The 19,092-nt window shown below is 59.3% G+C and carries 14 protein-coding genes; 8 read left to right on the top strand and 6 right to left on the bottom strand.

The annotated features are described in order from the left end of the window. Position 1: 1 nt before the first annotated feature. The 3 genes from lsrD to lsrA are packed head-to-tail and all read right to left on the bottom strand — an operon-like array spanning position 2 to position 3,495. Positions 2-979 carry an autoinducer 2 ABC transporter permease LsrD gene (lsrD, locus tag RHN82_RS12765; RefSeq protein ID WP_047051200.1) on the bottom strand — a complete coding sequence of 326 codons (978 nt, stop codon included), beginning with the start codon at positions 977-979 and terminating at the stop codon, positions 2-4. Continuing rightward, positions 980-2,011, bottom strand: coding sequence for an autoinducer 2 ABC transporter permease LsrC (gene lsrC, locus RHN82_RS12760; protein ID WP_047051201.1), 1,032 nt, complete (start codon positions 2,009-2,011; stop codon positions 980-982). After that, entirely contained in the window at positions 2,008-3,495 is a 1,488-nt protein-coding gene (gene lsrA / locus RHN82_RS12755; RefSeq protein ID WP_047051202.1) for an autoinducer 2 ABC transporter ATP-binding protein LsrA, read from the bottom strand. Before lsrA ends, lsrC begins: the two co-directional genes overlap by 4 nt. Before the next feature lie 215 nt (positions 3,496-3,710). On the opposite strand from lsrA, the gene lsrR reads away from it, so the two are divergent. From lsrR to RHN82_RS12740, 3 genes are all read left to right on the top strand, one after another. Then, complete coding sequence (gene lsrR, locus RHN82_RS12750; protein ID WP_015571933.1) at positions 3,711-4,682, top strand: transcriptional regulator LsrR; 972 nt, start codon at positions 3,711-3,713, stop codon at positions 4,680-4,682. A 32-nt stretch (positions 4,683-4,714) separates the two neighbouring features. Then, positions 4,715-6,295 carry an autoinducer-2 kinase gene (gene lsrK / locus RHN82_RS12745; RefSeq protein WP_047051203.1) on the top strand — a complete coding sequence of 527 codons (1,581 nt, stop codon included), beginning with the start codon at positions 4,715-4,717 and terminating at the stop codon, positions 6,293-6,295. A gap of 184 nt (positions 6,296-6,479) precedes the next feature. Beyond that, entirely contained in the window at positions 6,480-8,501 is a 2,022-nt protein-coding gene (locus RHN82_RS12740) for an NADPH-dependent 2,4-dienoyl-CoA reductase (RefSeq protein ID WP_047051204.1), read from the top strand. Between the two features lie 132 nt (positions 8,502-8,633). Here the strand turns inward: RHN82_RS12740 and rlmG are convergent, their stop codons facing one another. Continuing rightward, positions 8,634-9,770, bottom strand: a complete 1,137-nt coding sequence (gene rlmG / locus RHN82_RS12735) for a 23S rRNA (guanine(1835)-N(2))-methyltransferase RlmG (RefSeq protein ID WP_047051205.1) — start codon at positions 9,768-9,770, stop codon at positions 8,634-8,636. A gap of 83 nt (positions 9,771-9,853) precedes the next feature. Here rlmG and RHN82_RS12730 point away from each other — a divergent pair, with 83 nt between their 5' ends. The 4 genes from RHN82_RS12730 to sstT all read left to right on the top strand — a co-directional run bounded on the left by RHN82_RS12730 (position 9,854) and on the right by sstT (position 14,159). Further along, positions 9,854-10,357: a YgjP-like metallopeptidase domain-containing protein gene (locus RHN82_RS12730; RefSeq protein ID WP_032655191.1), complete on the top strand. Its 504-nt coding sequence runs from the start codon at positions 9,854-9,856 to the stop codon at positions 10,355-10,357. 70 nt (positions 10,358-10,427) lie between these two features. Beyond that, entirely contained in the window at positions 10,428-11,426 is a 999-nt protein-coding gene (locus tag RHN82_RS12725; RefSeq protein ID WP_003862623.1) for a Gfo/Idh/MocA family protein, read from the top strand. 251 nt (positions 11,427-11,677) lie between these two features. Continuing rightward, complete coding sequence (locus tag RHN82_RS12720) at positions 11,678-12,643, top strand: TerC family protein (RefSeq protein ID WP_017382424.1); 966 nt, start codon at positions 11,678-11,680, stop codon at positions 12,641-12,643. A 274-nt stretch (positions 12,644-12,917) separates the two neighbouring features. Then, the gene (gene sstT, locus RHN82_RS12715) at positions 12,918-14,159 is read left to right on the top strand and encodes a serine/threonine transporter SstT (RefSeq protein WP_047051206.1); all 1,242 of its coding nucleotides are present in this window, start codon (positions 12,918-12,920) and stop codon (positions 14,157-14,159) included. A 94-nt stretch (positions 14,160-14,253) separates the two neighbouring features. Here sstT and RHN82_RS12710 read toward each other — a convergent pair whose 3' ends face one another. Together RHN82_RS12710 and uxaC are read right to left on the bottom strand one after the other, a co-directional pair. Next, a complete protein-coding gene (locus tag RHN82_RS12710) occupies positions 14,254-15,741 on the bottom strand; it encodes a UxaA family hydrolase (RefSeq protein ID WP_047051207.1) in 1,488 nt (495 codons plus the stop codon). A 17-nt stretch (positions 15,742-15,758) separates the two neighbouring features. After that, a complete protein-coding gene (gene uxaC / locus RHN82_RS12705) occupies positions 15,759-17,171 on the bottom strand; it encodes a glucuronate isomerase (protein WP_047051208.1) in 1,413 nt (470 codons plus the stop codon). Positions 17,172-17,646: 475 nt separating this feature from the next. On the opposite strand from uxaC, the gene RHN82_RS12700 reads away from it, so the two are divergent. After that, entirely contained in the window at positions 17,647-18,945 is a 1,299-nt protein-coding gene (locus RHN82_RS12700) for an MFS transporter (protein WP_003862634.1), read from the top strand. The last annotated feature ends 147 nt before the right edge of the window (positions 18,946-19,092 follow it).

Raw genomic sequence — 19,092 nt, 5'->3', positions numbered from 1 at the left:
CTTACGCTCCGGATAGTTTTCTGAAGAGAGATCGCACCCATTCGCGGTGCAGACTCAGCGAACGCCCCATCACCACCACAACCAGCAGCGCCCCTGACAGCGCGCTCGACACCTGGTTGGGGATGCCGACCATCTGTAAACCCTGTTGCAGGTACCCCACCAGCAGCGCCGCCAGCGCCGTACCGACAACCGAACCTGACCCGCCGTAGATATTCGCCCCGCCGAGCACGGCGGCGGTGAGCGCGGGCATCAGTAAAGCGCGCCCCAGATCCGAGCGCGCGGAACCGAAATAGGAGACCATCACCAGCGCGGCAACCGCCGAGGCCACTCCCACCAGGCCATACAGCGCATACGGCATGCCGTTCACCGACAGTGCCGCATAGCGCGCCGCACGCGGATTCTGGCCGATTAAAAACAGATGCCGACCAAAGCGCCCGCGGTGGGTAATCAGCCAGAAGAAGACGGTGATCACCGCGAACAGCACCAGCGGGATCGGCAGGCCCACCACCGTGAGGTTAGCGAAGGCGGTAAAGCTGTCCGGGAAACCGCCGATCCCCTCATAGCCCGTCGCGCCCGCCATACCGGAGAGCAGCAGCGCCCCGCCGCCGTAGAGGTAGAGCGTGCCGAGGGTAATGACCAGTGGGCTGATGCCGGTGTAGTGGATCAGCGCCGCATTCACCAGCCCGCACAGCAGGCCGAGCACCAGCGTCAGAGGGATGGCAACCGCCATCGGCCACCCTGCCTGCATCATGACACCCAGCGCGATGGCGCACAGGCCGATGGTCGATCCGAGGGAAATATCGATCCCGCCGCTGATGATCACCAGCGTAAGCGGCAGCGCCACGATGCCAATGCAGATAAAGTCGCTGGTGCTGAACAGCAGCATGTTGATGTCGAGCATGCGCGGGTTGATGGCGCCAAAGAGCAGGTTCTCCAGCACCAGTAAAATCAGCAGCGCGCTTTCCCAGTTAAGCCTCATTTACGCCACCTCTTTTTTGCGTTTGGGAAACGGGGTAACGTGCTTTCCCCCTTTGTTACCCGGCTGGAAACGGCTGTATTTCAGCGCCCGCTGATGCCGTGAGAGCGCCTGACGCAGCCGCCCGTCGAGTACCAGCACGCCCAGCAGCACCAGCCCGGCGATAAAGTCGTTCCACCACGCCGGGAGCCTGAACAGCACCAGCACGGTATCGATTTGGGTGAGGAAGAACGCGCCGAGGAAGGCGCCGACCAGCGTGCCGGTGCCGCCCAACAGCGAGATGCCCCCCAGCACGCAGGCGGCGATGGCTTTCATCTCCAGCCCGCTGCCGGTCTGGTTGGGCACAAAGCCTATCTGCGCGGCAAAGACGATCCCGGCGCAGGCCGCCAGCATACCGTTGAGGGTAAAAGCGATCATGCGGGTGCGGTTCACCGCCACGCCCAGCTGGCGCGCGGCGGCGAGGTTATCCCCCACGGCGTAAAAATCCCGCCCGAACGCGGTGCGCGACAGCATCCACGCGCCTGTGGCCGCAATAATCAACACCAGCATGCCGAGCGGCGAAATGCCGACGGCGGCAGGCTCAGAGAGGGATTTCAGCCCCGGCGGCAGCCCTTCAATCCACTTCCCGCCGGTCCACAGCAGCATCGCCCCGCGATACAGCCCCAGCGTGCCGAGGGTGGCGACAATCGCCGGAATGCGCAGGCCCACCACCAGAAAACCGTTGAACGCCCCCGCCAGCGCGCCGATCGACAGCGCGAAGAGAATAGAAACGGGCAGGCCGTAGCCACTATTGAGCGCCACGCCGACGGCAATGGCGGACAGCCCGACGGTGGAGCCAACTGAGACGTCGATATTGCGGGTCAGCATCACCAGCGCCGCGCCGATAGCCAGCAAAATCAGGATCTGCGAGCTGGCGAAGATCATCCCCAGCGTCTGCAAACTCAGGTACGACGGATTGAGCGCCACCAGCACGGCGAACAGCGCCAGAATGGCGAGAAACGCGCTCAGCTCGCGGTTTTTCAGTAAGATCTTCATGATTGCCCTCCAAACGCCAGCGCCATCATCCGGTCGAGGCTGACGGCCTGGCGCGGCAGTTCGCCGCTGAGTACGCCCTGGTGCATCACCAGCACCCGATCCGCGAGGCCGGGAAACTCATCGAGATCGCTTGAGATCATCAGCACCGCCACGTTCTGCGCCGCCACGCTTTTCAGCAGCTGATAAATATCGGCGCGCGCCGAGACGTCCACGCCGCGCGTCGGTTCATCGACGATCAGCAGCAGCGGATTGGCCTCCAGACAGCGCGCCAGCAGCACCTTCTGCTGATTACCACCGGAGAGCGTGCGCACGGTTTGATCCGCATGGTTGAGCTTGATCCCCAGCGCCCGGTGATAGCGTTCCACTACCGCTGACTCCCGCTTGCGCTGCTGCCAGAGCGACGGCTCGTTCAGCGCCACGGTGTTCCAGCGGATCGGCGCGTCGAGAAACAGGCCGGACACCTGCCTGTCTTCCGGCAGATAGACCAGCCCTTTTTGCAGGCGTGAACTGACAGGATCGGCGGTGATCTCCTGGCTCTCCAGCCACACCCGCCCGCCGCGTACCGGACGCAGACCGTAGAGCGTTTCGGCAAACTCGGTGCGCCCGGACCCCACCAGCCCGGCCAGACCGACGATCTCCCCGGCGTAAATCTCAAGGCTGAGATCGATAAAGCCCTCCCCGGTGAGCGCTTCCACGCGCAGCACGGGAAAATCCTGCGCCTGGGTGCGGCGGTTGCCCGGCAGCGCCAGCCACAGCTTTTGCGTATCGCTCAGGGATGTCTCCCGGCTTACCGGCGTCATGGCGGCGATCAGGGCGTTATCGTCAAATTGCGCGGTTTCGCCGCTGAGCACCACCGCGCCGTCGCGCATCACTGAGACGTGACTCGCCAGCTGTCGAATCTCCGGCAGCTTGTGCGAGATAAAAACAATCCCGACGCCAAGATCCTGCAAGGCGCGGATCTGGCGAAACAGCCGTTCGGTTTCACCGGGCGTCAGCGAGGCCGTGGGCTCGTCGAGGATCAGAATTTTGGCGTTGCGCATCAGCCCGCGCAGGATCTCCACCATCTGCTGGTCCGCCACCTCCAGGGTGCTGGCGGTGGCGTCGAGATTAAGCTGGCATTGCAGCTGCCGGAGTTTTTCCGCCAGACGTTTTTCCCGATCGCGCTCTCGCGGCAGACGAAACAGGATGTTTTCCCGCACCGTCAGGTTGGGAAACAGCAGCGGCTCCTGCGGCACCAGATAAATGCCTAACCTGTGCGCCTGCGCCGGGGTAAGCCGTGCAAAAGACTCACCCGCCACCGAAAGTTCACCACTATCCGGTGTTTCTACCCCGGCGATGATCTTCATCAGCGTCGATTTTCCCGCGCCGTTACCGCCCATCAGCGCATGCACCTGCCCCGCAAGCAGCGTGAAATCAATGCCTTTTAAGACCGGTACGCCTGAAAACTGCTTGCTGATATCACGCGCGTCGAGAAGTGGTGTCATCATCGCTCCGCTATTGAACAAATGATTTTTAGATTTAATAATGTTCAAAAGCGTAGACGGTGAACTATATTTACAACCGTGCAGGGATCACAGTTTTATCGATTGAGATTCAGATAAAGCGGAAACGATCGAAAAGATCCGTTTTGTCGCGTGGCTCACATTTTCACGTCGCACCATCACGAACATATGATCTAAATTTTTATAAGAGTTCAATTATGAGCGATAAACGCACTGCGGAAGAAGGACGGTTTGCCGGGCTGGCACTGGCGGAAGAGGAGCTGGTGGCGCGCGTGGCCTGGTGCTACTACCACGACGGGCTGACCCAGAACGACATCGGCGAACGGCTCGGACTGCCGCGCCTGAAGATCTCCCGCCTGCTGGAGAAAGGCCGTCAGTCCGGGGTGATCCGCGTGCAGATCAACTCCCGCTACGAGGGCTGTCTGGCGCTGGAAACGGAGTTGCAACAACGATTTGGCCTGAAGCTGGTGCGCGTGATGCCCGCGTTGAATACGCCGCCGATGAACGTGCGGCTGGGCATTGGCGCGGCACAGTCGCTGATGGGCGTACTGCAACCCGGCCAGCTGTTAGCGGTGGGCTTCGGTGAAACCACCATGAGCAGTCTGCAACACTTAAGCGGCTTTATCAGCTCGCAGCAGATCCGCCTGGTGACGCTCTCCGGCGGCGTCGGGCCGTATATGACCGGTATCGGCCAGCTGGATGCAGCCTGTAGCGTCAGCATGATCCCCGCCCCGCTTCGCGTGTCATCCGCTGAAGTCGCCGGGATCTTAAAGCGCGAAACCAGCGTGCGCGACGTGATCCTCGCCGCCACCGCGGCTGACGTGGCGGTGGTCGGGATTGGCTCGGTAAACCAGCGCCGCGATGCAACGATACTGCGCTCCGGCTATATCAGCGAAGGTGAACAGCTGATGTACGCCCGTAAAGGCGCGGTGGGCGATATCCTTGGCTATTTCCTCAATGCCGAAGGGGAATGCGTTGAGGAGCTGGAGATCCACAAAGAATTACTGGGCGTCACGCTCGATGAACTGGCGCAACTGCCCACCATCGTCGGCGTGGCCGGAGGGGAAGAGAAAGCCGATGCGATTTATGCCGCACTGAAGGGTCGCCGTATTAATGGCCTGGTGACGGAAGAGACGACAGCCCGCGCGGTGCTGGCTCTGGCCGGATAAGAGCAGCCCTGCGCCTGACACGAGGCAAGCTCATGAGTTACCTTTTAGCGTTAGATGCAGGGACAGGCAGCGTTCGCGCCGTGATTTTCGATTTACAGGGCAACCAGATTGCCGTTGGCCAGGCCGAGTGGAAGCACCTGAGCGTGGAGAACGTGCCAGGATCGATGGAGTTCGACCTCGACACCAACTGGCGGCTGGCCTGCCAGTGTATTCAGCAGGCGCTGGAGCGCGCGCGGCTCAGCGCGGCGGATATTCAGTCCGTCGCCTGCTGTTCGATGCGCGAAGGGATTGTGCTGTACGACCGCAACGGCGAGGCTATCTGGGCCTGCGCCAACGTCGACGCCCGCGCCAGCCGCGAGGTGGCCGAACTCAAAGAGATCCACGACTACCGGTTTGAATCCGAAGTGTATGACGTTTCCGGCCAGACGCTGGCCCTCAGCGCCATGCCGCGCCTGCTGTGGCTGGCGCACCATCGTCCGGATATTTATCGTAAAGCCGCCACCATCACCATGATCAGCGACTGGCTGGCGGCGAAGCTCTCCGGCGAGCTGGCGGTCGATCCGTCCAATGCGGGCACCACCGGCATGCTGGATCTCTTCTCCCGCGACTGGCGTCCGGCGCTGCTCGACATGGCCGGGCTGCGCGCCGATATCCTCTCCCCGGTGAAAGAGACCGGCACCGTGCTGGGGGCGATTACCAGACAGGCTGCGCAGCAGAGCGGCCTGCGTGAAGGCACGCCGGTGGTGATGGGCGGCGGCGACGTGCAACTGGGCTGTCTGGGGCTGGGCGTGGTGCGCGCCGGACAAACGGCGGTTCTCGGCGGCACCTTCTGGCAGCAGGTGGTGAATCTGCCGCAGGTGCGCACCGACCCTGAGATGAACATCCGCGTAAACCCGCACGTCATCCCCGGCATGGCGCAGGCGGAGTCGATCAGCTTCTTTACCGGGCTAACCATGCGCTGGTTCCGCGACGCCTTCTGCGCCGAAGAGAAGCTGATTGCTGAACGAATGGGAATGGACACCTACTCCCTGCTCGAAGAGATGGCGAGCCGCGTGCCCGCTGGCTCCCACGGCGTGATGCCGATCTTCTCCGACGCGATGCATTTTAAGCAGTGGTATCACGCCGCGCCGTCGTTTATTAACCTCTCCATCGACCCGGAAAAGTGCAACAAAGCGACGCTGTTCCGCGCGCTGGAAGAGAACGCGGCCATCGTCTCGGCCTGCAACCTGGCGCAGATTTCCCACTTCTCCGGCGTGACGTTTGAGAGCCTGGTGTTTGCGGGCGGCGGGGCCAAAGGTGCCCTGTGGAGCCAGATTTTAAGCGACGTTACCGGGCTGCCGGTGCGCGTGCCGGAAGTCAAAGAGGCAACGGCGCTGGGTTGCGCGATTGCGGCAGGTGCTGGCGCGGGGTTGTTTGCGGATATGGCCTCGACGGGCGAGCGGCTGGTGAAGTGGAGCCGCGAGTTCACGCCAGACCCTCAGCACCGGGAACTGTACGACGGCATGATGCAAAAATGGCAGGCGGTGTACGCCGACCAGCTCGGGCTGGTGGACAGCGGGCTGACCACGTCGATGTGGCAGGCGCCGGGGCTGGTGCGCGCAGCGGCGCCGTAAAATACGCCGGATGGCGCTGCGCTTATCCGGCCTACGGTTTGTAGCCCCGGTAAGCGCAGCGCCACCGGGGAAGTTCTTTGAGATCTATCACAATCATTCGATCCCGCTTTTACCTTTCCGCTGCCGCTGGCTAAATTAGTAACTCATCCGACCACATAACAATAATTTTACACTGGAAGAGACTATGAGCCGCTACCCGTCGCTATTCGCCCCCCTCGATCTGGGGTTTACCACCCTTAAAAACCGCGTGTTAATGGGCTCAATGCACACCGGGCTGGAGGAGCGTCCGGACGGGGCTGAACGTCTGGCAGCCTTCTATGCCGAGCGCGCGCGCCACGGGGTGGCGCTGATTGTCACCGGCGGCGTAGCCCCTGCACCTTCCGGGGTGACGATGGAGGGCGGCGCGGTGTTGAACGATGCGTCACAGCTGCCGCACCACCGCATTGTGACCGACGCGGTCCACCGCGAGGGCAGCAAAATCGCCCTGCAAATTCTGCATACCGGGCGCTACAGCTATCAGCCGAACCTGGTTGCCCCCTCGGCTATTCAGGCGCCGATTAACCGCTTTGCTCCCCATGCCCTCAGCCACGATGAGATCCTGGCGTTGATTGACGACTTCGCCCGTTGCGCTGCGCTGGCACGTGAGGCGGGCTACGACGGGGTGGAGGTGATGGGCTCGGAAGGCTACCTGATCAACGAATTCCTCGCCGCACGCACCAACCAGCGCGACGACGAATGGGGTGGCGACTATGCCCGCCGGATGCGTTTTGCCGTGGAGGTGGTGCGCGCGGTGCGTGAACGTGCGGGTACGGATTTTATTATCATCTTCCGCCTGTCGATGCTCGACCTGGTGGAAGGCGGCGGCACCTTCGACGAAACCGTACAGCTGGCGCAGGCAATTGAAGCCGCTGGCGCCACCATCATCAACACCGGGATTGGCTGGCACGAAGCGCGCATCCCGACCATCGCCACGCCGGTGCCGCGCGCGGCGTTCAGCTGGGTAACGCGCAAGCTGAAAGGGAAAGTCTCCGTTCCGCTGGTGACTACCAACCGCATTAACGATCCGCAGGTGGCAGAGGATGTGATCTCCCGCGGCGATGCCGATATGGTATCGATGGCGCGTCCATTCCTCGCAGATGCCGAACTGCTCTCCAAAGCGCAAAGTGGCCGTGCGGATGAGATCAACACCTGCATCGGCTGTAACCAGGCGTGTCTGGATCAGATCTTCGTCGGCAAGGTCACCTCCTGCCTGGTGAACCCCCGCGCCTGCCATGAAACCAAAATGCCGATCGTTCCTGCGACCAACAAGAAACGTCTGGCCGTAGTGGGGGCTGGTCCGGCGGGGCTGGCATTCGCGGTCAATGCCGCTTCCCGCGGGCACAGCGTGACGCTGTTTGATGCGCTGGCAGAGATCGGCGGGCAGTTTACTATCGCCAGACAGATCCCCGGCAAAGAGGAGTTCTATGAAACGCTGCGCTATTACCGCCGGATGATCGAGGTGACGGGCGTCGAGCTACGGCTCAACCATTTTGTCAGCGCGGCGGATCTGATCGGTTTCGATGAGGTGATCCTCGCGAGTGGGATCGCCCCGCGCACGCCTGCGATCGAAGGCATCGATCATCCGAAGGTATTGAGCTATCTGGATGTATTAAGGGACAAAGCGCCGGTTGGCGAGAAGGTGGCGATCATCGGCTGCGGCGGGATCGGTTTTGATACCGCGATGTATTTAAGCCAGCCGGGCGAAGCCACCAGCCAGAACATCGCTGAGTTCTGCGTGGAATGGGGCATTGATACCAGCCTCAGTCAGTCCGGCGGCTTACGCCCGGAAGGTCCGCAGCTGCCGAAAAGCCCGCGTCAGATCGTGATGCTCCAGCGTAAAGCCAGCAAGCCGGGTGAAGGGCTGGGGAAAACCACAGGCTGGATCCACCGCGCCACCCTGCTCTCGCGCGGGGTGAAGATGATCCCGGCGGTGAGCTACCAGAAGATCGACGACGACGGGCTGCACGTGCTGATCGGCGGCGAACCGCAGCTGCTGCGCGTGGATCATGTGATTTTGTGCGCCGGACAGGAGCCGAAGCGGGATCTGGCGGATCCGCTGCGTGAGGCGGGGAAAACGGTGCATTTGATTGGCGGGTGCGATGTGGCGATGGAGCTGGATGCGCGGCGCGCGATTGCGCAGGGGACAAAACTGGCGCTGAGTATTTAACGGCATCGCCCGGTGGCGCTTCGCTTACCGGGCCTACGGATCCGAGGCCATTGTAGGCCCGGTAAGCGAAGCGCCACCGGGCATTTGAAACCGTAGGCCTGTGCAAGCGCCGCGCCGCCAGGCAAAGCGATCTTACCGACGACGCCCCAGCTTCACCGATTTCAGCACCACGAATTTGTTATTGGTGGCAATGGTGACGCAGTTGCCGAAAATCTTCTTCAGCTTGTGGAAGTAGTCCAGGTGGCGGTTGGCCACGATATACAGCTCGCCGTTGATTTTCAGGCAGCGGCGCGCGTGGTGGAACATCTCCCACGCGACGTTATCCGTCAGGGCGTGCTTCTGGTGGAACGGCGGGTTACAGAATACTGCGTTGAAGCGGAAAGGCTCCACGCCCGACAGCGCGTTATTGATCATAAATTCGCAGCGATCCAGCGCTTCAGGCAGGTTGGTTTCCACGTTCAGACGGCTGGAGGCCACCGCCATTGGCGACTCGTCGCTGAACACCACGCTGGCCTCCGGGTTCTTCGCCAGCAGCGTCAGGCCAATCACGCCGTTACCGCAGCCGAGATCGACAATCTCACCTTCAAGATTTTCCGGCAGATGTTCCATAAAGAAACGCGCCCCGATATCCAGGCCGGTGCGGGAGAAGACGTTCGCGTGGTTGTGGATAGTCCAGTCGGTGCCTTCCAGTTTCCAGCTCAGCGTTTCTGGCGCTTCGGCCAGCGCCGGTGCGCTGAAGGTACAGTTGATCAGGCGCGCTTTCTTCCAGGCAAGCGTCGTGGTGGTCGGGCCGAGCACTTTCTCGAACAATTCCAGCGTCGAGGTGTGAATATCGCGCGCTTTGGCACCCGCGATAATACGCGTATCCGGCGTCACGACCTTACGCAGCGCGCGCAGCTGCTGCTCCAGCAGCGCCATGGTTTTGGGCACTTTAATCAGCACCACGCCCGGCGCCTGCGGGTAGTCCGCGATGCTGTCGAGGAACTTCACGCTGGATTCGTCGATATCGTTGTGACGCAGGTTTTCACGCGTCGCCAGCTCGCTTAAGTAAGAATCACCGATACTGTAAGGCGCATGTTCCGCCAGCGCGCAGGCCAGCGCGCCAAACGCGTCATTCAGGATCAGAACCGGGCCGCGGATTTCAGTCCCATCCAACTGTTGCAGCAGATATTCATCCGCCGCTTCCCACGCCTGAAGCGGGTTAACGTCGTCCGTTTCCGGGAAACGTTTAAGGTTGAGTGAACGGAAACCGTTGTCTAAGTGGCTCATCGGCCCTCCTGAATGGTAAAATTTGGCGTATCCCTGAAAAGGGTGCGTGAGTATACCCGTTTTATTGTCGATTTGGGGCGTTGATGAACCAACTTACTTATCTCCAGGGCTACCCGGAACATTTACTTTCCCAGGTTCGTGACCTGATTGCCGGGGGAAAGCTCGGCGCGGTGCTGGAAAAACGCTACCCGGGTACGCATGATTTCGCGACTGACAAAGCCCTCTGGCAGTATACGCAGGATCTGAAAAACCAGTATCTGAAGAGCGCCCCGCCGATCAACAAGGTGATGTACGACAACAAGATCCACGTGCTGAAAAACGCGCTCGGCCTGCATACCGCCATCTCCCGCGTACAGGGCGGCAAACTGAAGGCCAAAGCGGAGATCCGCGTCGCGACCGTCTTTCGCAATGCGCCGGAAGCCTTTCTGCGGATGATCGTGGTGCACGAGCTGGCGCACCTGAAAGAGAAAGAGCACGACAAAGCGTTCTACTCCCTGTGCTGCCATATGGAGCCGCAGTACCACCAGCTGGAGTTTGATACCCGTTTGTGGCTGACGCATTTATCGTTAAAGAGTAATGCGCAGTAGCGCACGCGAAATGTCATGATGACGTGCTACAGTGGCTTTAGGTTCCCTGTTACGGAGTACGTAAACGTTTATGATACGTTTCGCAGTCATCGGTACGAACTGGATCACGCGCCAGTTCGTCGACGCCGCCCACGAAACCGGCAAATATAAGCTCACCGCAGTCTATTCCCGCAGCCTTGAGCAGGCGCAGAGTTTTGCGAATGACTACCTGGTTGAACATCTGTTCACCTCGCTCGATGAGATGGCGCAAAGCGACGCCATTGACGCGGTCTATATCGCTAGCCCGAATTCTCTGCACTTCCCGCAAACGAAGCTGTTCCTCAGCCACAAAAAGCATGTGATCTGCGAGAAGCCGCTGGCCTCGAATATTGAGGAAGTGGAAGCCGCCATTGCGCTTGCCCGCGAAAACCAGGTGGTGCTGTTTGAAGCATTCAAAACCGCCAGCCTGCCGAACTTCCTGCTGTTGCAGCAGTCCCTGCCGAAAATTGGCAAAGTGCGTAAAGCCTTTATCAACTACTGCCAGTATTCCTCGCGCTACCAGCGCTACCTGGACGGCGAAAACCCGAACACCTTTAACCCGGCCTTCTCGAATGGCTCGATTATGGATATCGGTTTTTACTGCCTGGCCTCTGCGGTCGCCCTGTGGGGTGAACCGCACGGCGTAACGGCCACCGCCAGCCTGCTGGAGAGCGGCGTGGATGCACACGGCGTTGTGGTGCTGGACTACGGTGATTTCAGCGTGACGTTGCAGCACTCGAAGGTCAGTGACTCCGTACTGCCAAGCGAAATTCAGGGCGAAGACGGCTCGCTGGTGATCGAAAAAATCTCCGAATGCCAGAAGTTGAGCATCGTTCCCCGCGGCGGCAAAGCGCAGGAGCTGACGCAGCCTCAGCATATTAACACTATGCTCTATGAGGCTGAGGTCTTCGCCCGTCTGGTAGAAGACAACGAAGTGAACCACCCGGGGCTGGCAATCAGCCGCACCACGGCGAAGCTGCAAACGGAGATCCGCCGACAGACTGGCGTGATTTTCCCCGCAGACGGCGTGAATGTGGAAGCCGTCGCGTAAAGCTGTGTAATGAAATCGTGCAGACCATTGACGAAACCGATGGTCTGACATAATTTGTTACCTGCAAAGGGGAGTAACTTCTTCGTCGGTGGATCGTCATTACGATGCGTGCAAAACCGCATCCGGTCGCCGGGCAACCTTCGTGGTTGTAAGTGAGACCTTGCCGGAAGGCGAGGTCTATGCATAAAAAGCTAACGGCTATCGTCTTCTGACCATAGCCGTTTTTGTTTTTTATGTGTAAGGAAAATAGTATGCATTCTGTCGGCACTCCAATGCTGTGGGGCGGATTCGCGGTTGTCGTGCTCATCATGCTGGCAATCGACCTCTTTTTGCAGGGCCGTCGCGGCGAGCACGGCATGAGCGTCAAGCAAGCCGCCGTCTGGTCGCTGGTATGGGTTACCCTCTCACTCCTCTTCTGCGCCGCCTTCTGGTGGTATCTGGCCTCAACCGAAGGCCGCGCGGTGGCCGATCCTCAGGCACTCGCCTTCCTCACCGGCTATCTGATTGAAAAAGCGCTGGCGGTTGATAACGTCTTCGTCTGGCTGATGCTGTTCAGCTACTTCGCCGTGCCTGCGGCTCTGCAACGCCGCGTGCTGGTGTACGGCGTGCTGGGCGCTATTGTCCTGCGTACCATCATGATCTTCGCCGGTAGCTGGCTGATTACCCAGTTCGAATGGCTGCTGTATGTGTTTGGCGCGTTCCTGCTGTTCACCGGGGTTAAAATGGCGCTGGCGAAAGAAGACGACACCGGTATCGGTGATAAGCCGCTGGTGAAGTGGATCCGGGGTCATCTGCGCATGACGGACAAGATCGAGAGCGAGCATTTCTTCGTGCGTAAGAACGGCCTGCTGTTCGCCACCCCGCTGCTGCTGGTGCTGATTCTGGTCGAACTGAGCGACGTGATTTTCGCGGTGGACAGTATCCCGGCTATCTTTGCGGTCACTACCGACCCGTTCATCGTTCTGACTTCGAACCTGTTCGCCATCCTCGGCCTGCGTGCGATGTACTTCCTGCTGGCGGGCGCGGCAGAGCGCTTCTCAATGCTGAAGTACGGCCTGTCGGTGATCCTGGTGTTTATCGGTATTAAGATGCTGATCGTTGATTTCTACCACATCCCGATCGCCATTTCGCTCGGCGTGGTGTTTGGCATTCTGCTGGTGACGCTGATTATCAATACCTGGGTTAACCGCCAGCACGATAAGAAGCAGCAGGCTTAGTGCAACGTTCGGTGCGGGCTGATGCCCTCACCCCAACCCTCTCCCACAGGGAGAGGGGGAAATGCAATGCAGGCCGGGTAAGCGCAGCGCCACCCGGCACTTTCGTTAACCAATAGTTAAAAAACATGACGCAACACGTAAAATCCAGCATTTTACGCTTCCCTCCTTTCACGCATTCCCTATACTCGACCAGGCAAACATTTACTTACATCCGGAAATAAATGTGACTTAGAGCACATCCAGGATGGAACGCAATTTCACTCAGGAATAACGTATGAGCACACAATCACGCGGTCTGTTCGCGCGCCTGGCGCAGGGCAGTCTTGTAAAACAAATTCTGGTCGGGTTGGTACTGGGTATTCTGCTGGCGATGGTGTCAAAACCTGCCGCGGAAGCGACGGGGCTGCTCGGCACCCTTTTCGTTGGCGCACTGAAGGCCGTCGCCCCGATACTGGTGCTGATGCTGGTGATGGCGTCGATTGCCAACCACCAGCACGGACAAAAAACCAACATTCGCCCTATTCTGTTCCTGTATCTGCTGGGAACCTTCTCTGCTGCCTTAACGGCCGTGGTGTTTAGCTTCCTGTTCCCGTCCACGCTGCACCTGACCAGCGCGGCCGGTGATATCACCCCGCCGTCCGGGATTGTGGAAGTGCTTCGCGGCCTGCTGATGAGCATGGTCTCTAACCCCATCACCGCACTGATGAGCGGAAACTACATTGGCATCCTGGTCTGGGCGATTGGTCTGGGCTTCGCGCTGCGTCACGGCAACGAGACCACGAAAAACCTGGTCAACGATTTGTCCAACGCCGTGACCTTCATGGTGAAGCTGGTGATTCGCTTTGCGCCAGTCGGGATCTTTGGTCTGGTTTCTTCGACGCTGGCCACCACCGGTTTCGACGCACTGTGGGGCTACGCGCAGCTGCTGGTCGTCCTGGTCGGCTGTATGCTGCTGGTGGCGCTGGTGATCAACCCGCTGCTGGTGTTCTGGCAGATCCGCCGCAACCCGTATCCGCTGGTGCTGACCTGCCTGCGTGAAAGCGGCGTGTATGCCTTCTTCACCCGCAGCTCGGCGGCAAACATTCCGGTCAACATGGCGCTGGCGGAGAAGCTGAATCTGGATCGCGATACCTATTCGGTGTCGATTCCTCTGGGTGCAACCGTGAACATGGCAGGTGCGGCGATCACCATCACCGTGCTGACGCTGGCGGCGGTGCATACGCTGGGTATTCCGGTGGATCTGCCAACCGCGCTGCTGCTGAGCGTCGTTGCATCACTGTGTGCCTGTGGCGCATCCGGCGTGGCGGGCGGCTCGCTGCTGCTGATCCCGCTGGCCTGTAACATGTTCGGTATCCCGAACGAGATTGCCATGCAGGTTGTCGCGGTCGGCTTCATTATCGGCGTATTGCAGGATTCCTGCGAAACCGCGCTGAACTCCTCTACCGACGTGCTGTTTACCGCAGCGGCCTGTCAGGCGGAAGACGCGCGTTTAGCGAAGAACGCTCTGCGAGGTTAACAGCAAAACGGCAACCCTGAGGTTGCCGTTTTTAGTGTTTGCACCCTCTCCCTGTGGGAGAGGGCCGGGGTGAGGGCACCAGCCCGCACCCGACTTACAGCGTCACACCACTCTTAAAGATCGCCAGCTCGCGGAAGTCGTTCTTCTCGTTGCAGGTCTGCCTGCCGCTGGCAAATTCCACAATCGTGTCCACGAATTCGCTCAGCAGCTGCGGCATCGCTTTGCCGTGGATCAGCTGGCCGGCATCAAAGTCGATCCAGTGTTTTTTCTTCGCCGCCAGCTCGCTGTTAGTGGCGATTTTCACCGTTGGCACAAATCCGCCGTACGGCGTGCCGCGCCCGGTACTGAACAGCACCATGTGACAGCCCGCCCCCGCCAGCGCACTGGTGGCGACCGCATCGTTGCCCGGTGCGCTCAGCAGGTTCAGACCGTGCGTTTTCAGCCGTTCACCGTAGCGCAGCACGTCCACCACCTGGCTGGCGCCCGCTTTCTGGGTGCAGCCCAGGGATTTCTCTTCCAGCGTGGTGATCCCGCCCGCCTTGTTGCCCGGCGACGGGTTCTCGTAAATCGGCTGGTTATGGGCGATAAAGTACTGTTTGAAGTCGTTGACCATGGTGACGGTCTTCTCAAACGTCTCTTCATCGCGGCAGTGGCTCATCAGAATGCGCTCTGCGCCGAACATCTCCGGCACTTCGGTCAGCACCGTGGTGCCGCCGTTGGCGATGACGTAATCTGAGAAGCGGCCCAGCATCGGGTTAGCGGTGATGCCGGAAAGCCCGTCAGATCCGCCACACTCCAGGCCAAACTTCAGTTCGCTCAGCTTGCCCGGCTCGCGCTTGTCGTGACGCATCACCTCATACAGCTGGTGCAGCTGTTCAACGCCTGCTTCCACTTCGTCGTCCTGGTGCTGACACACCATAAAGTGCACGCGCTCAGGGTCGAACTCGCCCAGCGTGTCGCGGAAGGCGTCGACCTGATTGTTTTCACAGCCGAGGCCAATCACCAGCACCGCCCCCGCGTTCGGGTGACGCACCATATTTTGCAGCATGGTGCGGGTATTGATGTGGTCGTCGCCCAGCTGGGAACAACCGTAGGTGTGGCTGAACAGATGCACGCCGTCGGTGCCTTCAGCATTGTTAGTCTCTTTCAGGAAACGCGTCTGAATTTGACGCGCGATCCCGTTCACGCAGCCGACGGTCGGGAGTATCCACAGTTCATTGCGGATCCCCACCTCCCCGCTGGCGCGGCGGTAGATCTGCACCTCACGATCGGCCGCCTGTCCTTCTTCCGGCTGGAAGTCAGGTTGATAGCTGTACTCGTCCAGATCGCTGAGATTGGTGCGGGTATTGTGGGAATGAATGTATTCACCCGGCGCAATATCCGCCAGCGCATGACCGATGGGCAAACCGTACTTCACCACGTTCTCCCCTTTCGCGATGGGGATCAGGGCAAACTTATGTCCACGTCCAATGGCCTGGCGTAACGTCACCGACTGGTTGTCGAAGGTCACTTCCGTCCCTTCGGCTAAATCGGCCAGCGCGACGGCAACGTTATCCAGCGAATGGATTTTGATGTATTGCATATCAACCTCAAACGGCCTTAGTTCAGTTCAATGGCGAAGTAGTCACGCGCATTGTTAAAGCAGATGTTTCTCACCATTTCGCCCAGCAGCTGGATATCCGCTGGCGCTTCGCCCGCGTGCACCCAGCGGCCAATCATCTGGCACAGAATGCGGCGGAAATATTCATGGCGGGTATAGGAGAGGAAACTGCGGCTGTCGGTCAGCATGCCAACGAAGCGGCTCAGCAGGCCGAGCTGCGCCAGCTGCGTCATCTGACGCTCCATGCCGTCTTTCTGATCGTTAAACCACCAGCCGGAACCGAACTGCATCTTGCCCGGCATCCCTTCACCCTGGAAGTTGCCGATCATGGTGCCCAGCACTTCGTTATCGCGCGGGTTCAGGCAGTACAGAATGGTTTTTGGCAGCAGATTTTGCTCGTTCTGTTTGCTCAGCAGTTTTGACAGCTCTTCCGCCATCGGACGGTCGTTGATGGAGTCAAAGCCCACGTCCGCGCCCAGCAGTTTGAACTGACGCTGGTTGTTATTACGCAGCGCGCCGATGTGATACTGCTGAACCCAGCCGCGACGGGCATATTCCGCACCGAGGAACACCAGCACCGCGGTTTTAAACTGCGCCACTTCGTGCTCGCTCAGGGCTTCGCCGGAGAGACGACGCGCCAGAATGCTGTCCAGCTCAGCTTCGCTGGATTCCGCGAACAGCACTACGTCCAGCGCGTGGTCAGACACTTTACAGCCGTGTGCGGCAAAGTGATCCAGACGTTTGGTCAGCGCGGTTTGCAGATCGCCAAAGCGACGGATATCGGTGTCAGACACTTCCGCCAGCTTCGCCATATAGTCGTTAAAGGTCGGCAGTTCGATGTTGAAGGCTTTATCCGGCCGCCAGCTTGGCAGCACTTTGATGTCAAACGTGCTGTCCTTCGCGACAACCGCGTGGTGCTCCAGAGAGTCGACAGGATCGTCGGTGGTGCCCACCATCTTCACGTTCATCTGCTTCATGATGCCGCGCGCCGAGAAGCTATCCTGCGCCAGCAGTTCGTTGCACTGATCCCAGATTTCATCCGCCGTGGCGGGAGAGAGCAGCTTGCCGGTGATACCAAACGGACGACGCAGTTCGAGGTGCGTCCAGTGGTATAACGGGTTACCAATGGTGTGGGGAACGGTAGCCGCCCAGGCGTCAAACTTCTCGCGATCGGTCGCGTCGCCGGTACACAGGCGCTCGGCCACGCCGTTGGTGCGCATTGCGCGCCACTTATAGTGGTCACCCTTCAGCCAGATATCATACAGGTTTTTGAAACGGTAATTTTCGGCAACCTGCTGCGGCGGTAAATGGCAGTGGTAGTCGAAAATCGGCTGGTCTTTTGCGTAGTCGTGGTACAGGCGGCGAGCAAATTCGGTATCTAACAGAAAATCGTCGGTCATAAACGGTGTCATTATCGTCTTCCTCATTACGGGAGCGTCAGAAAGCTTATGTTCAGATGCTGCAAAGTTATCACACCAATTTCCAGAGTCCGACGTTTTTTTCGTGAGTTAGATCAATAAACGTCGACAAATAAATTACCCTCAAAGGGGTAAACCCTAGCGCAAGCCGCGCCAGCTCTGGCTTTGCGCGCGCCGCATAATGTCCCTACAAAGATTCACACTTTTGTGATGTCACTCACCTTTTAAAGTTGTATGACAAGTTATCTTTTCGCCGTCGCAAACTATAAGCCGACGGAATGCATTACCGGTGTTTGATACATCGGATTTAACGGTACGGAAGCCGACTTAGCACGATTACTTATGGCAAGGTTCGGGCCGTTCCGGGACAGGTTCCCGGTTACGCCCCTCCCGTTACAGAACAGCTCCCGGCAACGGTTGAGTTGTTGCCGTGTCCCGACACGGAAATAACATAACGATGAGGTTTTACATGCGTAAAATTAAAGGGTTACGTTGGTACATGATCGCACTGGTGACGCTCGGCACCGTGCTGGGCTACCTGACACGTAACACCGTGGCAGCAGCGGCGCCAACGTTGATGGAAGAGTTACATATCTCCACACAGCAATACTCTTACATCATTGCGGCTTACTCTGCCGCTTACACCGTAATGCAGCCTGTTGCAGGTTATGTTCTTGATATTCTGGGTACAAAAATTGGTTATGCCTTCTTCGCTGTAGCCTGGGCCGTCTTCTGCGGGGCGACCGCGCTGGCCGGCAGCTGGGGCGGACTGGCGCTGGCGCGTGGTGCGGTAGGTGCTGCCGAAGCGGCGATGATCCCCGCGGGTCTGAAAGCCAGCTCTGAATGGTTCCCGGCAAAAGAGCGTTCAATCGCTGTCGGTTACTTCAACGTGGGCTCCTCCATCGGGGCGATGATTGCTCCGCCACTGGTGGTGTGGGCGATTGTGATGCACAGCTGGCAGATGGCGTTCATCATCTCCGGTGTGCTGAGCTTTGCCTGGGCCATGGCGTGGCTGATCTTCTATAAACACCCGCGCGACCAGAAAAAGCTGTCTGACGAAGAACGTGACTACATTATTAATGGCCAGGAATCCCAGCATCAGACCGACAACGGCAAAAAGATGTCCGTCTGGCAGATCCTGGGCACCCGTCAGTTCTGGGGTATCGCCCTGCCACGCTTCCTGGCAGAACCGGCCTGGGGTACGTTTAACGCCTGGATCCCGCTGTTCATGTTTAAAGTTTACGGCTTTAACCTGAAAGAGATCGCAATGTTCGCCTGGATGCCAATGCTGTTTGCAGACCTCGGCTGTATCGTCGGCGGCTACCTGCCACCGCTGTTCCAGCGCTGGTTTGGCGTGAACCTGATTGTGTCCCGTAAGATGGTGGTCACCATGGGCGCCCTGCTGATGATCGGCCCGGGTATGATCGGCCTGTTCACCAGCCCTTACGTGGCTATCGCCCTGCTGTGTATCGGGGGCTTTGCTCACCAGTCTCTGTCCGGTGCGCTGATTACGCTCTCTTCCGACGTATTTGGTCGTAACGAAGTCGCTACCGCCAACGGCCTGACCGGGATGGCCGCCTGGACCGCAAGTACCCTGTTTGCGCTGGTGGTCGGCGCGCTGGCGGATACGATTGGTTTCAGCCCGCTGTTCGCGGTACTGGCTGTCTTCGACCTGTTGGGTGCGGTGGTTATCTGGACGGTGCTGAAAAGTAAATCCGCCGATGAACTGGCGAAAGAGTCCCTTGGGGGACCGGCGACGCAGAGTTAGCGTTGTTGTGCCGGGTGGCGGCTCCGCCTTACCCGGCCTACAAAACCCAATAAAATCGTAGGCCGGGTAAGCGCAGCGCCACCCGGCAAAATCTTCTCAAAAGCCGCCTCCGGGCGGCTTTTTTCATGGCGAAATCTGGAGAGTGGC

This window comes from Enterobacter cloacae complex sp. EB5 (genome assembly GCF_031432835.1).
GTDB lineage: Bacteria > Pseudomonadota > Gammaproteobacteria > Enterobacterales > Enterobacteriaceae > Enterobacter > Enterobacter hormaechei_C.
Note: the sequence above shows the minus strand (reverse complement) of the source record. Positions and strands in the feature narration are given on the sequence as shown.